This window comes from Legionella sp. W05-934-2 (genome assembly GCF_964199965.1).
GTDB lineage: Bacteria > Pseudomonadota > Gammaproteobacteria > Legionellales > Legionellaceae > JAFIFT01.
In genome coordinates, this window is record NZ_CAXMZT010000006.1 from 37,847 (window position 1) to 55,964 (window position 18,118).

The following is an 18,118-nucleotide window of genomic DNA, read 5'->3' on the forward strand; positions in this document are numbered from 1 at the left end:
CTACAATTAAATTGACTGGTTAGGATGACATTAGACTATGGCAGAACAAACGTTAGAATCCCCTCTTTTTCTACCTCATGACAGAATTGATGACTTGATCGCTGTCCTTAAACAGCATGGTTATCGCGTGATTGGTCCGCAAGTACGTGATGGCGCTATTATCTATGATGAATTAGCCATGGCAAAGCATTTGCCCTGGGGATGGCGAGATATCCAACAACCAGGTAGCTATCAATTAAAACAACTAAACACCAAACGTGCCTTTGCATTTTCCGTGGGCACCCAAGGTCTAAAACCCTTTCTGTTCAAACCCTATGAAACAGTGTGGCGTGTCGAACGGGATAAAGCAGGCAAATTAACGTTTTTTCCCTTTACTGCCGAAGAAGCCCCAATTGCATTTTTTGGCGCCCGTTCTTGCGATTTACGCGCCCTTGCCATTCAAGATAAAGTCTATATATACAATGATTATCCAGATAAGACCTATCAGAAAAGGCGAGAATCATTATTTTTGATAGCGGTCAATTGTAGTTATTCTTCATCCAATTGCTTTTGCCTTTCGGCAGGCGGTAGCCCTCAAGTTCATGAGCAAGCCGATCTTATCCTGACTGAAATTGATCATGGCTTTGTCATAGAAACAGCCAGTGAGAATGGTTTTAACATCATTTCATTATTAAAACTTCCCCAGGCTGAGAAACAGAAACTTACCCATGCTAAAGAAGAGATTGAAAAAGCCATCGTCATGCAAGAAAAACGCATTCCTAAAGACAACCAATCGGTATTAAACGATATCTTATTTGCCAACTTAGACCACCCCCAATGGGATGATGTTGCCGCGCGGTGTTTATCTTGCGGTAACTGCACCAACAGTTGTCCTACTTGTTTTTGCCATACCCAAGTGGAAAAACCCGACCTTGATGGACAAGCAAGCACCCATGAACGCCAATGGGATTCTTGTTTTAATGCAGGACATAGTTATTTTGCCAGACAGGTTTTACGCAATGACACGAAAAGTCGATATAAACAATGGCTGACCCATAAGGTGGGAAGCTGGCATGACCAATTTGGCTGCAGTGGTTGTGTTGGTTGTGGACGGTGTATCGCATGGTGCCCAACCGGCATCGATTTAACGTCTGAATTATCTGCTATCACAGGTGAATCAAATAAACGGAGTGATCATGACGGCCCAGAGCGCCCCTAATCTATTTATACCCATGGAAGCTGAGCTAGTCAGTCGACGAGATGATAGCCGTAATATATTTACGCTCGATTTAGTGTTAACCGATGCTCAATTAAATAAGATTTATGCGTTTCAGCCGGGACAATTTAATATGATTTATCTTTATGGCATTGGTGAGGTAGCTATCTCGATTGTGTCTGATCCCAGAGAATCCAATTTATTGAGCCATACTATTCGCGCCGTGGGACGTATCACCGATGCTTTGAAAAGCTTAAAGATAGGCGATAGGCTTGGAATTCGAGGCCCTTTTGGTCGCGGTTGGCCGATGAAAGAAGCTGCTGGCAAAGATGTGGTTGTGATCACAGGAGGCTTGGGCTGCGCACCTTCCGTCTCTATCATAGAATATATATTGAAACGACGAGAACGGTTTGGACAATTGAATATCCTACAAGGGGTCAAACACAGCGATGATTTTATTTTTCATCAACGCTATGAGCAATGGCGAAAAAGCCCCGATACCCATGTGTTTATTGCCGCGGATGAAGCCGGCTCGAAATGGCCCTGGCAAATAGGCTATGTTACCAATATGATTAACAAAACACAGTTTGACCCTAAAAATTCGATTGCCATGATGTGTGGTCCAGAGGCAATGATGGGAAATGCCGTACAATTATTGGCGAGTAAAGGCATGCCAGAATCGTGTATTTACCTCAGTATGGAACGAAACATGGAATGTGGCATGGGATTATGTGGCCATTGTCAATTCGGTGGTAAATTTATCTGTAAAGACGGCCCTGTATTTGCCTATCCCGAAATCAAAGCGTTATTTCATGAGAAAGGATTTTAATCATGGCCAAAATAACCGCAGCCGTTCATAAATTTACATCCTGCGATGGTTGCCAACTTGCTTTTTTAACCGCAGGTGAAACCTTATTGGCCTTATCTGAAAAAATAGAATGGGCCCATTTTGCAGAAGCCGGCCCCGTTAATCCAGACGCAACCGTTGATATTGCCTTTGTTGAAGGCAGTGTGTCGACCCCTCATGAAATCGAACGCATTGAAACGATACGTAAGAACACCCGATTTTTAATCACCATCGGTGCATGCGCAACCGCTGGGGGCTTGCAAGCATTACGTAATGCCGCCAATGCAGACGAGTGGATGGCAGGTGTATATACCAACCCAAAACACATCGATACATTGGTGACTAGCCTGCCGATCTCCAATTATGTGAGTGTTGATGCGGAGATCTGGGGTTGCCCTGTTAATATTGATCAAGTCCTTGCCGTGACAAAATCGTTATTGGCTGGGGCTAAGCCACAAATTAAACGCGATGCGGTGTGCGTGGAATGCAAACGTCAAAACAATGTATGCGTGATGGTTAGTCAAGGTATCCCCTGCATGGGACCCGTCACCCAATTAGGATGCGGGGCCATTTGCCCGAAACTAGGCCGGGGTTGCTATGGTTGTTATGGCCCGCAACAAAATCCTAATACGCAAGCCCTTGGTCACCTGTTTAAACATATTGGGCTTAGTGATGAACAAATTGCTCGTCACTTCAATCATATCAACAATCAAGCGCCTGCCTTTGCCAAAGCCAGCCAAACATTTAAAGGAATTGCCATTACTCATGAACAAAAAAATTAATATCAATGTGCCCGTGTTAGCCCGCGTTGAAGGTGAAGGCGCGCTCGATTTAACTATCCATGGCAAGCAATTAGAAAAGGTTCATTTAAAAATATACGAACCACCAAGGCTATTTGAAAAATTTCTTGAAGGCCGTAGTTATGATGAGATCTTAGATATGGTCGCCCGCATCTGTGGGATTTGTCCAGTGGCCTATCAAATGAGCGCAGTTCACGCAATAGAACAATGTTTTGCAACAAAAACCACACCGTGGGTACGAGAAATGCGCCGTTTGTTTTATTGCGGTGAATGGCTAGAAAGCCATAGTTTACATATCCATTTACTCGCCCTACCCGACTTTTTAGGCTTTCATTCAGCGCCTGAGATGGCTCATAAATACCCTGACGAAATAAAAAGAGGCTTGCGATTACAATCCTATGGCAATTCGATACTGCGCTTACTCGGTGGTCGCGCTGTTCATCCCGTTGGTGCTTGTGTGGGCGGTTTTTTTAAAGCCCCCTCGATGCACGACGTACATACGCTTCTTGGAGAAGGCGAAGCGAGATTAGCCGATTGTGAAGCCTTGATTCGGTTTTTAGCCACACTCAATTTGCCCGATCATCATCTTGATTTAACCACGGTATCTCTTTATCATCCACAGGAATACCCGATGTGTGAAGGTCATATTGTTTCCAATCGCGGGTTAAACATTCCCATTGAGGAATATGAATCCTATTTTGTCGAACACCAAGTTCCCCATTCTACCGCCTTGCATGCTTTGCTCAATGGAAAACCTTACCTGGTTGGTCCACTAGCGCGCGTTAATAATTGCTTTGGTCATCTACCTGAAGAAATTCATTTGTTGTTGCAACAACTTAATCTTAATTTCCCAGCGAATAACATGTGCCATAGCATCATTGCCCGTGCCATTGAAGTGTATTATGCTGTGTTAGAATCGATACGTATTATGCGTGATTATCAACCCACGGAAGCACCCCACACACCGGTTGAACCGAAAGCAGGGGAAGGATTTGGATGCACTGAAGCCCCGCGAGGTTTATTATGGAAACATTTTCGCTTGGATGACAAGGGATTAGTAACGAGCAGTCGAATCATTCCGCCAACCAGTCAAAACCAAGCACAAATCGAACATGATTTACGTGAATCCTTGATAAGATTCGGGCTAAATCGTCCTGAAAATGAGTTAAGACATTTCAGTGAGTTACTGATTCGCAATTACGATCCTTGCATTTCATGTTCAACTCATTTTTTAAATCTAACCATCGATCGTCAATAACTGGCATTTATTGCTTTTATTTTAGGTAATTTCTAGCCATCATTTTTTCAAGTTCGATGATGAAGAAAACAACTAAAACAAGGACAAATGAAACACCCCACTGCGCCATATTGAGAGGTTGCGTTTTGAATAGGTATTGCATAATCGGCAGATACGTAAAGGCTAATTGAAGTACGATTACTAAACCGATAGCAATTAACGCCGGTTTACTGCCGAACAGTCCTTCGATGCTAAGAACCGAATCATAGATTCGCCGACAATTTATCAAATACCCAACTTCTAAAAACACTAATACATTCACCATCAATGTTCTTGCGATTTCAATATGGATTCCTTGGTTTATTTCATAAATAAATAAGCCGAACATGCAGCAAACATATACCAGTGAAACAAAACAAATTCGCCAAATTAAAAAGAACGAAAGCAAAGGCTCATCCGGGTTTCTTGGTTCTTGCATCATGATATTTTTGTCAGGTTTCTCAAAGGCCAACGCCAGCGCTAAAGTGACTGTTGTCACCAAATTCACCCAAAGAATTTGTACGGGTGTAATTGGCAATGTGTAACCAAATAATATCGCTAAAAATATCACTAACCCTTCGCTACCATCATTGGGCAAGATAAATAAAAGTGCTTTTTTAAGATTGTTGTAGACATTGCGCCCTTCTTCAACAGCCTCTTTTATAGAAGAAAAATTATCATCCGCCAATACGATTTCGGAGGATTCTTTGGCAACGTCAGTGCCTTTAATACCCATGGCGATACCGATGTCGGCATTTTTCAGTGCAGGCGCATCATTAACCCCATCGCCTGTCATGGCAACAACATGGTTATTTGTTTGTAGAGCCTTGATAAGCCGAATTTTATGTTCAGGAATGGTCCTAGCAAAAATATCAATCTTTTCAACAGCATCTGCTAACTCCGCATCGCTCATTTCGTCAATGTCTTTCCCAGTGATGATACAAGTGGTTGGGATACCGATTTGCTGTGCAATAGCCTGGGCAGTTAAGCGATGATCACCAGTGACCATTTTAATGCGAATACCTGCTTGCTGGCACGCTGAAATAGCCTCTTTCGCTTCTTCACGTGGGGGATCAATGATGCCGACTATGCCGATAAGAACTAACCCTTTTTTCATATCAGCCATTTTAAAATCAGCAGGCGTTGAGGGTAGTTGTCGAAAAGCAAGCGCTAATACACGCATACCGTCAGCGGCTAATTCATCAATTTGTGAATGCCAAAATGATTTATCCAGCGTATTTAGAATTCCATTTTGTAACTCAAAAGAACACATCGACAATAACTTTTCAGGTGCACCTTTCACAAAAATATAGCCTTGTTCCTGTTGGTCATGGTGAAGACTTGCCATAAATTTATGCCTGGAATCAAAAGGAATGCTGTCTTTGCGAGGATAGTGATCCTTTGCATTCTGATAGTTCAATTTTGCTTTTAATGCTAAAGCCAATAAGGCACCATCCATAGGACTTCCAACAAGGATCCATTTCCCATCCATGCAGGTTAGTTCAGCCTCATTACATAACAGCCCTGTTCTAATCAATAAGGAAAGATCCGAATCATCTTCCATTCTAATCGGTGATTTATCCCTCTCAATGATGCCATCATCGTTATACCCACTACCAGTCACGTTATAGTGACGTTTAGCCAAAACAATTTTCTGAACTGTTAGCTCGTTTTTTGTTAGCGTCCCTGTTTTATCGGTGCATATGACCGTGACAGAGCTTAACGTCTCAACGGAAGATAAGCGGCGAATAATGGCATTACGCTTGGACATGCGCGTTACACCAATCGCTAAGGCAATTGTAATAATGGCAGGAAGTCCTTCAGGTATGACTGACACAGCGATTGCAACAGCAGCCAGCAACATCTCTTGCGTTGGGTAATGACGTATTATGATGCCAAATGGAATAATTAATAATGAAAAAAATAAAATGATCACGGCTAAGGTATGACCAAATTTTGCGAGTTGGCGTAACAAAGGCGTTGAATAATAGGACGTCCCCTTTAACATAGCAGAAATTCGACCAATTTCTGTATTGCTGCCAGTGGCAATGACCACACCTATTCCCATACCGAAGGTTGTTAACGTCCCCGAGTAGGCTATCGACTTTCGCTTCATAAGCGATTCAGTTGCCAGATCAGGGTGTTCATTCTTGTCGACGGGCCAAGACTCACCCGTTAAAATTGACTCATCAATTTGCAAATTGTTGGTACGAATTAATCTTAAATCAGCAGGAACTTTGTCTCCGGGTTGTAAACAAACAATATCACCAGGAACTAACAGGTCAGCATCCATTTTCATTCGCTGCCCTTCTCTAATCGCGTTCGCTTTTAAGGGTAACATTTTCCTTAAAGCCTCAATGGCCTTTTCAGCTTTGCTTTCTTGGATATAACCAATGAATGCGTTTATTAAAACAACAAATAAGATGACGAATGAATCGACGAATTGCTGGAAGAATCCTGTAAGAATAGCAGTCATAATCAATATATAAATCAAGACATTATTAAATTGATTTGCCCACTTTCTGAGTATACTTGTCTCGTTACTTAGACGAATTGTATTATGACCAAATGTCATCAATCGTTTTTCTGATTCGTTTAAAGATAATCCTTCTTCAGTAACATTCAGTTCATTTAAACAGGCATCTATCGTTTCAGCATGCCAATTGAGTTGTTTCATTTATGCCTCTAACTTCATTGTTATATCAGTAAAATTTCTTCAGCCCCATCAAGTTGGGTAGGTAAACCAAATAATATTAAAATATCTCCCGCATGTATGATAATATCGTCATTGGGCTTCAGATGCTTTTTACCTCGTCTTATAGCGACAACTTCCACATTTTTTAGCGCTAGTTGACTAAGCGCTTTATTAACAGCATGCGCCTGTGCAGGAATTGGAACAGGTCTTAAGTACTCATGTAAAGAACCTTCTTCGGTTACTTCTTCACTGAAGGTTCCAGGAAACACTTGGTAGAGTAGCGCGTAATTTTTGTCCCGAATCTCCTGCATCAGTTTCATAATTTTCTTTTCAGGAACGTGAATCAACTCTAATAAATAGCTTGCTAGCGATAAACTTTCTTCAAATACTTCCGTCACAACTTTGGTTGCCCCCGATTGTTTGAGCTCCTCATAATCGGATTCATCTTTACATCGTACAAGGATGGGAATGGTTGCGTTTTGGCGACGGATTTGCTCAATGATGTTAATCGCTGCATGCAAATCATTAAAGCAAATCACTAACGCTTTTGCTTTATCTAATTGGGCTGCTTTCAATATATCCAAATGAGTTGCGTTTCCATAGGCGACATTCTCCCCCGCCAATTGGCTATTTCTAATAATTTCAGGATCGAGATCTAAGCTTAAGTAGGGATATTTCATTTTTTTCAAAAATCGGGCAATGTTTTGTCCCACACGTCCATATCCGCAAATAATGATATGCTGTGATAAAGAAGGCGCGATAGCTTTGATATTTTCTTGGATTTCTTTATTGCTCTGCTTTACAACGTTGGGAAAGAAAAACGCCGCAATTTTTTTATTATAGCGAATGATAATAGGCGCTAACGCAAACGTAACCAATAATGTGGTTAAAATAACTTGGCCATAATCTAACGATATTAACCCCTTATCCAGTGAAAGCGTCAAAATCGCAAAGCCAAATTCACCTCCTTGGGATAACACAACACCCGTTCTTGTAGCACAGGCCAGGTCGATTTGAGAAAAATGACATAACAGGATAATCAAGATTGTTTTGCCAATGATGAGTGCAGCTAGCAAAAGAACAATCCACATCCAAGCATCCAATAGGGTGGCAATATTGACTAACATACCAACCGAAATAAAGAACAATCCTAATAACACGTCTTTAAAAGGCCTGATCTCAACATTAATTTGGTGCCGAAATTCTGTTTCCCCTAACATGATCCCTGCTAAAAAAGCACCTAATGCATAAGAGATTCCCAGGCTATTGGTAAACCAAGCAGATGCAATTGCCACAAACAAAACACTCAATGTGAATAATTCGATGATACGCGTTGAAGCAATGATATGAAATAATGGCTTTAATAACCATCGACCTAACCCCATGATAATTAGGATGGCTAAAATCCCCTTCGACAGAGCCCATAAAATAGTGGTGGGAAAAGCAGTCAGTTGTGTTCCTGACAGACTGGCAATTAAAACTAAAATAGGAATCACAGCAAGATCTTGGAATAATAAAATGCCGACCGCATTCAGACCATGCTTGGAATGCAACTCAAATTGATCCGATAGTTGTTTGATAACGATCGCTGTCGAGGACATGGCCACAACGCTGCCCACAACAATAGACTCAACCAGCGTCATTTGTAATGATAATCCGATAAGTGTTGTTATCAAGATGCTTATCAAAACTTGTAAACCACCCAGTATAAATACTTGATGTCGTAGTGCGATGATTTTAGAAAATGAAAATTCCAGACCGATGGTAAACATTAATAAGGCGACACCAAATTCTGCGAGTTCTTTGATATCGGCAGCCTCAGGCAACCAACCTAAAACATGAGGTCCAACCAACACGCCAACGACAAGATAGCCAAGAATGATGGGTAAGCGAATGATTCGAAACACAACACTAACGATCAGCGCCGTTAAAACCAAGATTAATGTCGTTTCAATAATGCTAAAATTCATTTTATGCGCATCCTGAAATATCTCTCTCCCTTGAACTGGAATATTCTTTGGAACACTATCAGGGCGATCTTGACCAAGCAATCATGTTTGATCTCTTAACAAAATTCTGCTGTGTCCGTTCGCAATGTCGGTTTATTTATCAATTTTGTAGTACAAATAAGTGTATACCCAAGTTGCGTCAAAATACGAGTCTTTGATTCTACTCAAGGGCGTATTTGTTCATCGGGTGATTCTCCCTTAGCAGGATCCTCTCTCTTATTAGCAGTATGTGTTTGTTCGTGTTTACTTTCAAACTGTCGCGCCAGTAGATGGGAGCCTTCTTTTATTGCATAGTCAACGAGATCATGTGAGGCCTTAGGCAACGCTTTTTTTAATTGACCCTCAACATAACCCGTTAAATTATCGGGTGCCTTTCCCTCGGCAATAAAGTCCATCACGCCTTCAGCCACCTTGATGACCTTACTAGCTTCAACCTCCTCCAGTGCATCAGCGATTTTCCCTTCACTGGCATTGGAAAAATAAATCAACTGATGTGTCAATTGACCTATCACTGGGACATATTGGAGCGCCTCATTTGCTTGACTTTTTAATAAATTAACCCGTCCAAGGATAAATTCAGCACCTTGTTTTGTCGCTTTACCAATCGTCGGTGCAAGCCATTTGGCAACCTTCCCAGCAACTGGACCTGCCGCCCCATCTGATAACGCATCCACGATTGCTGCAGCTATCCAAGGCGTTACTTCCTGAACGACATCACCGGTAAATTTTGCTATTTTTTTATCTGCTACAGTCGGCTTTGCTTTCGAAGAATCAACGGGCTTAGTTAAGGCTTCAAATATTTGCTTTGAGCTACTGTTTTTATCCTCTGGCATACGATGCTCCCATTACTGAATATATAATCTCATCGGGCATAGTTTGATTATAGCAACATTCTCGCTAGTCCTTCTTTACATCCTAGTAGCAAGCAATGAAATATTTCCTGGGGTGTCACACCTTTTATTGGGTATAAAATAGCCTGCTCGCATGACAGATTATGGTTAGATATCAACAAATCTTGGTGCTGAATTCACACAACGCGCAAACGCTCGATTTGCCGCCCGGAATGACGGATATTTGCCAAAATGGCCAGCACCGAAGTAATGACAAGGCTTGGCACTTCTAAAGCAACCAAAGTAATCGATATCGATATAAAATGGTGTCCGATGAATAACTTTTGATTGATAGCACACATAGGGCCTAAAACCATCCGAATAATAAACTCTTGTGGCAAAAGTAGAACTTGACATTAAAGCCGCGGCAGAAAAAAAGGCGAAGATACCCACCCGTTCATAAATACGCATAACAACTCCCTATGAACAACCGATATGGTTAAATATAGACCATTTGTGTCAATTAAGTAGCTATTTGAGGATAAAGTTATTGGTTCATCTCTATTTCTAAGGGAATGCGTTTATAGTAGGCCACCCCTAGTAAGACACGCTCCGCTCGATGCGCTTGCTTTTACTCATGGCTCATTTGGCGATAACTCTATACAAAATGAGTTACAAGATGCCGACTTGTGATTACTGACCCTTTAATAAACTTGCATATGCCTCAGGCGCAGTTCTTTCATCTAAACCCAAGTCATCTTTTGTACGCGGAGGTTGTTGAGTCGCTGTAAAAAAAGCATTAAGTGTGTTAGAAAAATACTGATTCGGCAAATAAGGCTTCCCCCTATGTGAGTAGGTAGGCTTTCCTTCTAAAACTGCTTGGTTAAGCAGTGCACCTGGAACCGCTTGGGTAATGCGATCTGCTGCCAAGGCAGCCTCGGCACCCGTCAAATTGGCCTTTAAAAAGAAAGTTTCATAGGTTGGGTTGTTAATCGTTAGCTCGGGTTTTTTAATGCGCATTAGTAAATTTTCAGGAAGAATAATTTTAAACTGATCAGCGACTTTATGATGAGGCACAATTTTTAATATTGCTTGCAAATAATCATCCAAATTTTGAATACCTGGGTGAAGTCCGAGACGAACTTGCATACTTGGGTGCTTGGGTAGCTCAGCTAATAAGCATGTTAAAAACTCTGAATCGATTTCAATGGGTTGAGTTGTGCTACTTGCAAATACCAACGATTGATTTTGTTTAATCCGTAGTGTTTCTCTGACTTCTTTTGGGTTAGTGGTTGCCCCACTATTCGCGGAAATCGCATTATCAATGCTCAAATGGCCAGTAATATGTAGCCTTTCTTTTGCAACAGGGAAGTCTTCTTGCGCAGATGCTAGAGGAATTCCCCAATGAACATTTAATTGATTGCGTAGAGATGGTAAGTATTTCCATAAACTATGGCTTTCGGGTTTAAACATAAATTCATAGGCAATGACAGATGGGATATTTATGATTTGTGCAATCTGAAACGGTATTTCATTTTGGACGGAAGGAACCCCCAAATACGCATAATCAATTTTTTCTTTGGTTAAAAAATCACTCACTAACGTTAACTGGTTCTTGGCTAGTGCACCATCAGGATACGCGTCGGCATCTAGTTGAAGCATTTTTGTAAGGGAGATTTGAGTAACCGATAACGACGATTGATAGTTTTCAGCCCGTTGATGCGCTGTATTAGTCAGTGAAATAATGAATACTTCATGCTGACTATATTTCTCTAAGGCAGTAATCGTTTTTAACGCCAAGTCGGTATCACCGACGCTACTAATAAAAAAAGCTGTTTTCATAGGTATCAATCTGTTAATTAACATATTATTATGCGCATTATAGCGTCATTTGTTGCATATGGCTAGAATCCAATACCATGACAAGAAAAATCGATTTAAGCGATCACTCCCCCATTTAAAAATTTAAATTTGCCTCAAGTGAAAAATGATCGCTGAGATCAGTATCTCCGTAATGAAATAGCATCCGTCGATTGAGTGTTGATATGCGGGTTGGGAACCGTATATTTAATTACTGTCATAGACAGCAAAACATTGGCTAGAAGTAACCATGAGGACCATAAAACAAACACGTGATTTCTTAAAGGACAAAAGAAATTGCTTTGGCTTAATAATGAAAGAAAGAAGGTTCAATGTAGTAAGTCCTTAAACAATTCAACTATCCCTCTATCCTATAGCTACCAGCACAAAGATTAAAGAAAAAGTTAAGCAGGACACTAATCAATCTTTATTGTTTCTTTGTCTATTAACCAGCAGCATTATAGTGCATATATAAGGTTAACTAATTGATTTAAAAATCGTTTTTACTCATGCCCAGTAGTTTATGAATTGTCGGGTCAATTGGGATTTCAATCAAGGTTGTCCCTTTGGATTGAAGTGCTGATTGAAAATGTTGTTGTATTTTTTCAATCGAGTCAGCGTGCATAACCTTTGCACCATACCCCTTTGCAATTGAAACAATATCTAAACCGGGTAGATCTAATCCAGGTATATTCGGCGTATTTTCTAATAACGCAAATGATTTTAGAATACCATATTCAAAATTTCGCAACGCAATGACAACGAGGTGCACGTCTTCTTGCACTGCAGTCCAAATCGCTTGCGGTGAATATTGAAACGAACCATCTCCTATGATTAATATCACCGGTCGATTACGACCTAATTGCTTTTCAGCAATGGCTAATCCAACTGCCGCAGGTAAATCCCATCCTAATCCGCCAGAGCTCATCGTATAAAAACTATCCGGTTTCGTGATGGTCCCTATGCCAGAATCTTGGAGATCATGGCCATTGGAAGGTGATTCTTGAACTAATACATAGTCGTTGGGAGCAAGCGGTGACAACACATCAAATACTTGCAGTGCGGTTAATGGGTAATTAGGCGATGACGATAATCCGGATGCAATCGTTTTGCGACTTTTCACCGTATTTTTCTTAGCCTTTATTTGTGGAATTAGCGCCTTTAAAGCCAGGGCGCTATCCCCTACTATCGCATCCCCGACGGGCGCTTTTGCTGCTTCATACGGGTCATCCGTAATTTGAATCAATTGTGCATTTTTAGGTAAATAAGAGCCGGGTATCCAAGGGTAATAACGAAATACCGGGGCACCAACCACTATAACTAAATCATGACCATTTAAATAATTGCATAATGGGCCAATGGCTGAGGGAAGCTCACCTTGGTATAAAGGGTGATTTTCTGGAAATGAAACGAGCTCTGAGAAAGGCCCCTTCCACACAGGAGCACTCAGTTTTTCAGCAAATTCAATACCTTCTTCCCATCCTTGACTTCTAGCAATGTCGCCGCCATAAACCAAGACGGGATTTCTACTGGCATTGATTTTAGCTGCAAAGATAGCAATATCTTCGGAAGATGGGACCGTTCGAGTAGGAACGGTTCGCATAATATGATTATCTTCCATGGGTTTATCCCAGTCATCCAAGGGAAGCGATAAAAAAACTGGGCCGGCGGGCGGTTGAACAGCCATTGCATAAGCCCGCATAAACGCACCGGGGACATCTTCAGGGCGAGCGGGTTCATAACTCCATTTAACCCAAGGTTTGGGTCCTTCCGTCGATTGAACGTTGGTAAGAAAAGGCTCCATTAACAACATTTCTCGTGTTTGTTGCCCTGCTGTGAGGATTAACGGGGTTTTATTCAACTTGGCGGTGACAATGCATCCCATCGCATTTCCCATACCAGCGCCAGTGTGAACATTAATCATAACTGGCTTTCGTAACCCTTTACATAGACCATCGGCAATACCCACAACACTTGCCTCTTGCAAGGCTAATATATAGGTAAAGTCTTCAGGTAAATTGCTTAGAAAAGTCTCTTCAGTTGAACCTGGGTTTCCGACAATGTTAGTTAACTGAAGTCGTCTTAAAAGATTGAGGGTCACTTCGCGAACAGTCGGCATGGTCTATGTCCTTATCTCATAATTTTATGAAATTATAGCTCATATAATGAATGATTAAATTACTTAGAACCCTGGAAGCTGTCAGAATTGCTATCTTGTCCGCTTTCTTCCTCTTCTTCCAAATCGCCATTCAGGGTATCATTTGCAGCCTTGCACTCAAAGCAATCATCCATCCCATCTAATGAACCCTTCAATTGGCCGAGCAGATCATGAACACTGGTGCCATTTGAAAATATTTCAGCTTGTGCATCCTTTATTGGCTCAGGCTCAGGCTCAGATTCAAATTCAGATGCAGATTCAGATGCAGATTGAGATCCAAGTTCAGGTTCAGATACATCCTCTGACTCAGCAAAAGGGTCATCCATCTCTTCAAGTTCATCATCTGACAATGAAGAATCACTTGAAAGCCGACCGTCAGACATCATGGATAAATCATCAAATAAGCTGGCGCTATCATTCGAAGAAATCGCTGACAACTCCCCGAACTCTTTCAGTGTGGGAATCGTCGGAGCAGACCTTGTTTCACCTAAATCGCTCCTTGCTGGGATTGTCGGTGGTGTTTTAGGCGCTTCTAAATCGCTTCTTGCAGGAACGGGTGGTGGTGATCTCTGCTCACCTAAGTCGCTCCTCGCTGGGATTGGTGGCGGTGATCTAGGCGCCTCCAGGTCACTTATTCCAGGTATCGGCGGTGGTGCTTTTGGATTTTGGCGCGCGTCAATTGCATCCTGGCGATATTCATAATTTGGCTCTGTGACGTCAGTTATCAATTGCTTAGCCGTCTCCTGGCTGGTTTGATCTGAAATTACTGTTTGATGTTCAGGTGGAATATCTCGACCTAATGCCCGATAGATACGTTGCCTTTGTATTTCGTGGGTCGCTAATTGTTGTTTTATGGTTCCGTCATTAGGGTTCTGTTTTAACATTTGAGCATCGCTATCGATAGCATCATTTAATTGAACAAGCTGTCGTTCACATCCATCTTGCAATGTATTGATGCGTTTATCTAGCACGTTTAATTGCCGCTTCAAACCAATAAGGGTACTCTCTTGGCGCTTCCTAGCATAGGTAGACTTAGCATCACTATTTTCAATTCGAGCAATTTCCTGCACAATCATCTCCCGATGTGCTTTTCTAACAGCAAGCCGCTGAGCGGTATAGTAAGGGGGTTCATTTCCTGCGGCAGTGGCCAGCCCATAAGATTTAGCGATTGAATTGTACGTTGCGCATAAGGAATCAAAATTTGAATCAACGTTGTACGTTTTTCCATTGATGGAAATCGTCAATGGCTCTTTAAGCATCCCTTCATCACGCACCAAATCAATGTATGAGGCTAAATCAGAAAGTTCTTGATCAACTTCTTTCAACACGACCACAATGGCATCATGGGCTTCTTTGGTTGTTTCACTGATATCAATCTTAGGTAAATGGGTGATAATGCCATCAATCGAATTTAAAATCGTAAAACAGTCCTGTAACTTTGTTTGATGATAAGATTCTGAATCTAAAGCATCGACAATGCCGGAAGTCGAATTGATAATATTCAAAATTGATTTGGCGGTTTTGATACTGGCAGAGTCATCCTTACTTATCTTGACATTTCCTTGCTTATCTAGCCTAATTTTATCCGGCGGAATTCCCTTTAATATCGAGTCATACGCCTTACTTAGCTGAATGTTCGCCTTGGTGATAGCCCCAGGCTTAATGGCTTTTGTCGGATTTTCAAGTTCCTTCGCTGCCTTGATAATCTGTTGGAATTTACCCGTCACATCAGTTGAAGAAATGTCATCAACCTTTTTCTGAACTTTTTCCCCGGTCGTCTTTGAGTCTTTCGCTTTCGCGATATCCGTTTGAATAGACGGTTCAAACAAAGAATCGATTGTCGATTGCAAAGATTCGGGCAAATAAGGTTTAACTGTATTCAAGGTACTTTTAAAATTTTTGAGCGCTTCTCCTGAATTACCATAAATGAGATTAATACTATTCTTCAGTTCCTCTATCGCTTGTGGCGTGAATTCATAATTGGTTTCATTTTCCCATTTGGCATAACCAACGTCTAATGCAGCATCTTTTACAACACCCGCCGCACTATATCCCGCAACAAGATATTTTCTTGGGTCATAGTTTTCTTTTGATAAAGCATATTCAGCATAATACAAAAAATTTAATACTTGTTGGCAAGCACGAACGTTAGCCGATTGGGGTTTAGACGTGTCAAACGCATCATCTGTGATTAAATGCCCATTAGAATCCTTAAACTCCTTCATGACTTCATCATCAAATGTTCCGTCCATTTTTTGCAAGAAATCTTTCCGTGTTGCCCCGATTTGTCTGGCTAGGCTTTTTTGGACGTTGACATTTTTTGCAACATTGGTATCAGTAAAACGAACGTTTGGGACATGCACCATTCCTTGCCCCAAGTTCATTTCAATCTGATTAAGCGAATCATTTTGCGAAGAATAATGATTAATTGAGCGTTGGTGGGCTTGAATTTGTTTGTCAATTTGCTCAACGAGCTTGGGTAAAAACTTCTTATCCAGTTTATCGGCATAGACGGGTGAGTCGCCTGTATTATTTCTTCTGGCTTCAAAATAAGAACCTAGCTCACCCTTTAACTCATCACTGATGTCAAGTCGATTATAATTTTTTTCAAGCTCATCCAGTGCATTGTCTGGCAGTTTTGACATTTTCAGGTTGGATTTTTTAATCCCGGAAAATGCGTTTCTTAACGCTTCCAGTGGTTGGATATCTGCTTGTTCCTTTTCGATTTTTCTCTGCAGGGCCTGCCTTTTTTCTTCGATATTATCCGGTACCCTATCGAGTTGCGCTTTCATTTCATCGATACGGGTTTGTATGGCTTGTGATTGCTGTTGGGTTGTTTCAATGGTGGCAGAATACCTGGCATCGGTCTTTTTGGCTTCCGATAAAACCTGAGCAACTAAACTAATCCCCGTTTTCTTCCCGGCTATCCCAATAGCAGTATCATAATAGCCAAGCTTTTTTACCGCCCCCTTGTTGTTTGGGTCATCCTGTTGAATTTTAGCTTCTAATGCTCCGCGAAATGATTTCTCAAGATCAGGGTCGAGTTTCAAATAATCGATGTTATCCAACAGATATTTGGCGCCGTTGGTTGAGAGGGACTCGATTTTATCATGTTTTTCAAGGAAATTGAGGCAATATTTAACGCGCTTTTGTTCCTTTTGCAAACGGTCTCTGTCACCTTGAAGCGCTTCAATATGAAGCTGGCGGGTATAGATACGTTCCGGTAAATAGTGCGTTGCATTTCCAGGTAAAGCCACACCTACTTCATCAGCAAGCGTTTGCAGCTCATCATGCGCTGATGTAACCTGACTGCTAAACACACCATTTTTGACTCGTGTTTGATCTTCGAATAAATCACTTAACTCATAAACCTGACAAAGATTAGCATCCACATCGCGCAATGTGTTTATGACACTATTTAGCGCATCACCGCCCAGTTCGGATTTGAGTGCCTTAATATCTAATTTTCCTAATTCACAACGTATGCTATTCACAAGCCTTAATTGGGATGTTCGGCTTACTCTTGCACTTGTCGCCTGATTTGTACTTAATTCATAAGTCGCATGAAGTATGTTGAGCAACGCCTTTTCGTTACATTGGGCGGTTGATTCATTTTTATCATGGGTATAATACCCTTTAGCATCTTTTTTAAAGTCTCTTATTGGTAAAGCATTCGATAGTACTTGCGCATCCGCTGCAATGTTTGAGGAATTATCAGCCATATTATCCGGAATGTTCGCTGCTTGCCTGGTTAATACGTTTGCAAACTGTTGGCTAGCAGGAATCGAACTATGGTGATCAATGTTGAAAGTCAAATCTGCCGCTCGTTGTGCCTTTTTCGGTAGATGATCATAGATTTGAGCGCCCGCTTCAGCCGCACTGGGGCTGAGCATGCTGGCATTGTTGTATAACTCACTAAACGTACCGCTAAGGTCTTCAAGAACGGATGGATCAATTTTAAAGATTTCCGTCACCGCATAAACATAATCTTTGCCCTGATAGAATTTAGACGTTTGCTTGCCTGCTGAGTCCGCATAGTACAGGGCGTTATACAAGTGTTTCATGCTGGCAACAATGGTGCTATCTTTTTCACTTATAGGAATGGGTTTGTCCCGAATATAATTACCATAGTTATCTTTAAATGCTTGTTGAATGGTTGGATCGTAATAATTATCGAGCGCTAAAAAAAAATTTTTTTTCGCTTCGGGAGTAGGATTAGCAAGTATGCCGTCAATGAAATCAGCATACGGTGTTGACGTCGTATAATCCTCGTCTTCATCTACTTGAGAAGAATCATCTCGTATCATTTCATCCGACTCTGAACTCATGTCAGACGTGATATGAGGAATACTGCTTGAATCGGACTCTCTTCCCATACTAGCTCTACCAATAAATTGCTTTCCTCTAAGTATTAGTTTAGACGAAAATAGATCCCTAGCATTGTGATA

General features: G+C 41.3%; 11 protein-coding genes. 4 read left to right on the forward strand and 7 right to left on the reverse strand.

Translation table 11 applies throughout. From position 1 onward, the window contains the following. The first annotated feature begins 37 nt into the window (after nucleotides 1-37). Genes AB3348_RS08160 through AB3348_RS08175 form a run of 4 tightly spaced genes read left to right on the forward strand, consistent with a single transcriptional unit; the run spans nucleotide 38 to nucleotide 4,100 of the window. On the forward strand, nucleotides 38-1,198 hold the full coding sequence (locus AB3348_RS08160) for a 4Fe-4S dicluster domain-containing protein (RefSeq protein WP_367607106.1): 1,161 nt from the start codon (nucleotides 38-40) through the stop codon (nucleotides 1,196-1,198). Further along, nucleotides 1,176-2,024, forward strand: coding sequence for an FAD/NAD(P)-binding protein (locus AB3348_RS08165; protein WP_367607107.1), 849 nt, complete (start codon nucleotides 1,176-1,178; stop codon nucleotides 2,022-2,024). The genes AB3348_RS08160 and AB3348_RS08165 overlap by 23 nt, the downstream gene beginning before the upstream one ends. Nucleotides 2,025-2,026: 2 nt before the next feature. Beyond that, nucleotides 2,027-2,824, forward strand: a complete 798-nt coding sequence (locus AB3348_RS08170; RefSeq protein WP_367607108.1) for a sulfhydrogenase subunit delta — start codon at nucleotides 2,027-2,029, stop codon at nucleotides 2,822-2,824. Continuing rightward, nucleotides 2,808-4,100: a Ni/Fe hydrogenase subunit alpha gene (locus AB3348_RS08175; protein ID WP_367607109.1), complete on the forward strand. Its 1,293-nt coding sequence runs from the start codon at nucleotides 2,808-2,810 to the stop codon at nucleotides 4,098-4,100. The genes AB3348_RS08170 and AB3348_RS08175 overlap by 17 nt, the downstream gene beginning before the upstream one ends. Before the next feature lie 16 nt (nucleotides 4,101-4,116). On the opposite strand, the gene AB3348_RS08180 is transcribed toward AB3348_RS08175, so the two are convergent. The 7 genes from AB3348_RS08180 to AB3348_RS08210 all read right to left on the reverse strand — a co-directional run bounded on the left by AB3348_RS08180 (nucleotide 4,117) and on the right by AB3348_RS08210 (nucleotide 18,046). Continuing rightward, nucleotides 4,117-6,795, reverse strand: coding sequence for a cation-translocating P-type ATPase (locus AB3348_RS08180; RefSeq protein WP_367607110.1), 2,679 nt, complete (start codon nucleotides 6,793-6,795; stop codon nucleotides 4,117-4,119). Nucleotides 6,796-6,815: 20 nt separating this feature from the next. Next, nucleotides 6,816-8,783: a cation:proton antiporter gene (locus tag AB3348_RS08185; protein ID WP_367607111.1), complete on the reverse strand. Its 1,968-nt coding sequence runs from the start codon at nucleotides 8,781-8,783 to the stop codon at nucleotides 6,816-6,818. A gap of 203 nt (nucleotides 8,784-8,986) precedes the next feature. Continuing rightward, nucleotides 8,987-9,655: a hypothetical protein gene (locus AB3348_RS08190; RefSeq protein ID WP_367607112.1), complete on the reverse strand. Its 669-nt coding sequence runs from the start codon at nucleotides 9,653-9,655 to the stop codon at nucleotides 8,987-8,989. 165 nt (nucleotides 9,656-9,820) lie between these two features. Beyond that, a complete protein-coding gene (locus AB3348_RS08195; RefSeq protein WP_367607113.1) occupies nucleotides 9,821-10,123 on the reverse strand; it encodes a hypothetical protein in 303 nt (100 codons plus the stop codon). Nucleotides 10,124-10,345: 222 nt separating this feature from the next. After that, the gene (locus AB3348_RS08200; RefSeq protein WP_367607114.1) at nucleotides 10,346-11,494 is read right to left on the reverse strand and encodes a hypothetical protein; all 1,149 of its coding nucleotides are present in this window, start codon (nucleotides 11,492-11,494) and stop codon (nucleotides 10,346-10,348) included. 508 nt (nucleotides 11,495-12,002) lie between these two features. Further along, the gene (mdlC, locus tag AB3348_RS08205) at nucleotides 12,003-13,631 is read right to left on the reverse strand and encodes a benzoylformate decarboxylase (RefSeq protein ID WP_367607115.1); all 1,629 of its coding nucleotides are present in this window, start codon (nucleotides 13,629-13,631) and stop codon (nucleotides 12,003-12,005) included. 59 nt (nucleotides 13,632-13,690) lie between these two features. Next, nucleotides 13,691-18,046 carry a hypothetical protein gene (locus AB3348_RS08210; protein ID WP_367607116.1) on the reverse strand — a complete coding sequence of 1,452 codons (4,356 nt, stop codon included), beginning with the start codon at nucleotides 18,044-18,046 and terminating at the stop codon, nucleotides 13,691-13,693. Nucleotides 18,047-18,118: the final 72 nt, after the last annotated feature.

What these genes read in the sequence shown, in the direction of transcription:
- AB3348_RS08185 (WP_367607111.1), bottom strand. Translation starts at nt 8,783, where the DNA reads ATGAATTTTAGCATTATTGAAACGACATTAATCTTGGTTTTAACGGCG.
- AB3348_RS08175 (WP_367607109.1), top strand. Translation starts at nt 2,808, where the DNA reads ATGAACAAAAAAATTAATATCAATGTGCCCGTGTTAGCCCGCGTTGAA.
- AB3348_RS08200 (WP_367607114.1), bottom strand. Translation starts at nt 11,494, where the DNA reads ATGAAAACAGCTTTTTTTATTAGTAGCGTCGGTGATACCGACTTGGCG.
- AB3348_RS08180 (WP_367607110.1), bottom strand. Translation starts at nt 6,795, where the DNA reads ATGAAACAACTCAATTGGCATGCTGAAACGATAGATGCCTGTTTAAAT.
- AB3348_RS08160 (WP_367607106.1), top strand. Translation starts at nt 38, where the DNA reads ATGGCAGAACAAACGTTAGAATCCCCTCTTTTTCTACCTCATGACAGA.
- AB3348_RS08170 (WP_367607108.1), top strand. Translation starts at nt 2,027, where the DNA reads ATGGCCAAAATAACCGCAGCCGTTCATAAATTTACATCCTGCGATGGT.
- AB3348_RS08190 (WP_367607112.1), bottom strand. Translation starts at nt 9,655, where the DNA reads ATGCCAGAGGATAAAAACAGTAGCTCAAAGCAAATATTTGAAGCCTTA.
- AB3348_RS08210 (WP_367607116.1), bottom strand. Translation starts at nt 18,046, where the DNA reads ATGGGAAGAGAGTCCGATTCAAGCAGTATTCCTCATATCACGTCTGAC.
- mdlC (WP_367607115.1), bottom strand. Translation starts at nt 13,631, where the DNA reads ATGCCGACTGTTCGCGAAGTGACCCTCAATCTTTTAAGACGACTTCAG.
- AB3348_RS08165 (WP_367607107.1), top strand. Translation starts at nt 1,176, where the DNA reads ATGACGGCCCAGAGCGCCCCTAATCTATTTATACCCATGGAAGCTGAG.
- AB3348_RS08195 (WP_367607113.1), bottom strand. Translation starts at nt 10,123, where the DNA reads ATGCGTATTTATGAACGGGTGGGTATCTTCGCCTTTTTTTCTGCCGCG.